Source organism: Neisseria sp. P0021.S005, from assembly GCF_051956955.1.
Genome location: NZ_JBQCWY010000637.1, coordinates 1 through 1,769 on the forward strand (window position 1 = coordinate 1; position 1,769 = coordinate 1,769).

A 1,769-nucleotide genomic window follows, 5' to 3' on the forward strand; every position below is an offset into this window, starting at 1 on the left:
CGGCTCTTCTCGTTCTCGCTGACGGCAGCGTATTTCACGGCACATCAATCGGTTACGAAGGTTCGACTTCCGGCGAAGTCGTGTTCAACACTTCCATGACCGGCTATCAGGAAATCCTGACCGACCCGTCCTACTGCAAACAAATCGTTACCCTCACCTATCCACACATCGGCAACACCGGCACCAACGCCGAAGATGAAGAAAGCCGCTGCGTTTACGCCGCCGGTTTGATTATCCGCGACCTGCCGCTGCTGCACAGCAACTTCCGCGCATCCGAAAGCCTGCACGACTATTTGGTACGCAACAAAACCGTCGCCATCGCCGATATCGATACCCGCCGCCTGACTACCCTGTTGCGTGAAAAAGGCTCGCAAGGCGGTGCGATCATGACCGGTGCGGATGCCACCGTTGAAAAAGCACAAGAACTGATTGCCGCATTCGGCAGCATGGTCGGCAAAGATTTGGCAAAAGAAGTTTCCTGCACAGAAGCCTACGAATGGACCGAAGGCGAATGGGCGCTGGGCAAAGGTTTCGTTACTCCTACCGAACAGCCTTACCATGTCGTCGCCTACGATTTCGGTGTCAAAACCAACATCCTGCGCATGCTCGCCTCACGCGGCTGCCGCTTGACCGTCGTTCCGGCGCAAACCAGCGCGGAAGACGTCTTGGCACTCAATCCTGACGGCGTATTCCTGTCCAACGGCCCCGGCGACCCCGAGCCTTGCGACTACGCCATCAAAGCTGTACAAAAACTGATGGAAAGCGGCAAACCGATTTTCGGCATTTGTTTGGGACACCAGCTGATCAGCCTCGCTATCGGCGCAAAAACCCTGAAAATGCGCTTCAGCCATCACGGTGCCAACCACCCGGTACAAGATTTGGACAGCGGCAAAGTCGTCATTACCAGCCAAAACCACGGTTTTGCCGTCGATGCCGACACTTTGCCTGCCAACGCACGCATTACCCACAAATCCTTGTTTGACAACACCTTGCAAGGCATCGAGCTGACAGACAAACCCGTGTTCTGCTTCCAAGGCCACCCCGAAGCCAGCCCGGGCCCGCAAGACGTCGGCTATCTATTCGACAAATTCATTGACAATATCAAAGCAGCAAAACAATAAAGCTGATTTTTTCAGACGGCCACACTCAACTCGACAACAGGCCGTCTGAAAACCAAACTTCAAAAATATAAATTCAGCCCCCTCTCAACATCTGTACAGCCTGAAAACCCAATCGTCTAATCAGAAAGGAAAACCAATGACTGAAAAACAAATGCACATTCTTTCCGTCACCGCCACCCTGGCCGGCGTCGGTATGTACGTTTCTTATATCCCGCAAATCCAAAACAACCTTGCCGGCAACCCCGGCTCGCCGTTGCAACCCCTCGTCGCCGCCATCAACTGCACATTATGGTTTGCCTACGGCTTTTTGAAAGAAAAACGCGACTACCCCATCATACTGGCAAACGCCCCAGGCATTATTTTGGGTTTGATTACATTTATCACTAGTTTTTAAGGAAGTTTTCAGACGGCCTGTGCAAATCAACATCTGTACAGCCTGAAAACCCAATCGTCTAATCAGAAAGGAAAACCAATGACTGAAAAACAAATGCACATTCTTTCCGTCACCGCCACCCTGGCCAGCGTCGGTATGTACGTTTCTTATATCCCGCAAATCCAAAACAACCTTGCCGGCAACCCCGGCTCGCCGTTGCAACCCCTCGTCGCCGCCATCAACTGCACATTATGGTTTGCCTACGGCTTTTTGAA

General features: G+C 52.3%; 3 protein-coding genes. All 3 read left to right on the top strand.

Features of this window, described 5'->3' with window-relative positions; all coding sequences use genetic code 11:
• On the top strand, window positions 1–1,121 hold a 1,121-nt coding region (carA, locus tag ACTHUE_RS17760), incomplete at its 5' end, for a glutamine-hydrolyzing carbamoyl-phosphate synthase small subunit (protein ID WP_440424081.1).
• A gap of 136 nt (window positions 1,122–1,257) precedes the next feature.
• Window positions 1,258–1,515 (top strand): SemiSWEET family transporter, encoded by a 258-nt coding sequence (locus ACTHUE_RS17765; RefSeq protein ID WP_049225703.1) that lies wholly within the window; start codon window positions 1,258–1,260, stop codon window positions 1,513–1,515.
• 78 nt (window positions 1,516–1,593) lie between these two features.
• Window positions 1,594–1,769 (top strand): SemiSWEET family transporter (locus ACTHUE_RS17770; protein ID WP_440424082.1); only part of this gene is annotated, 176 nt, incomplete at its 3' end.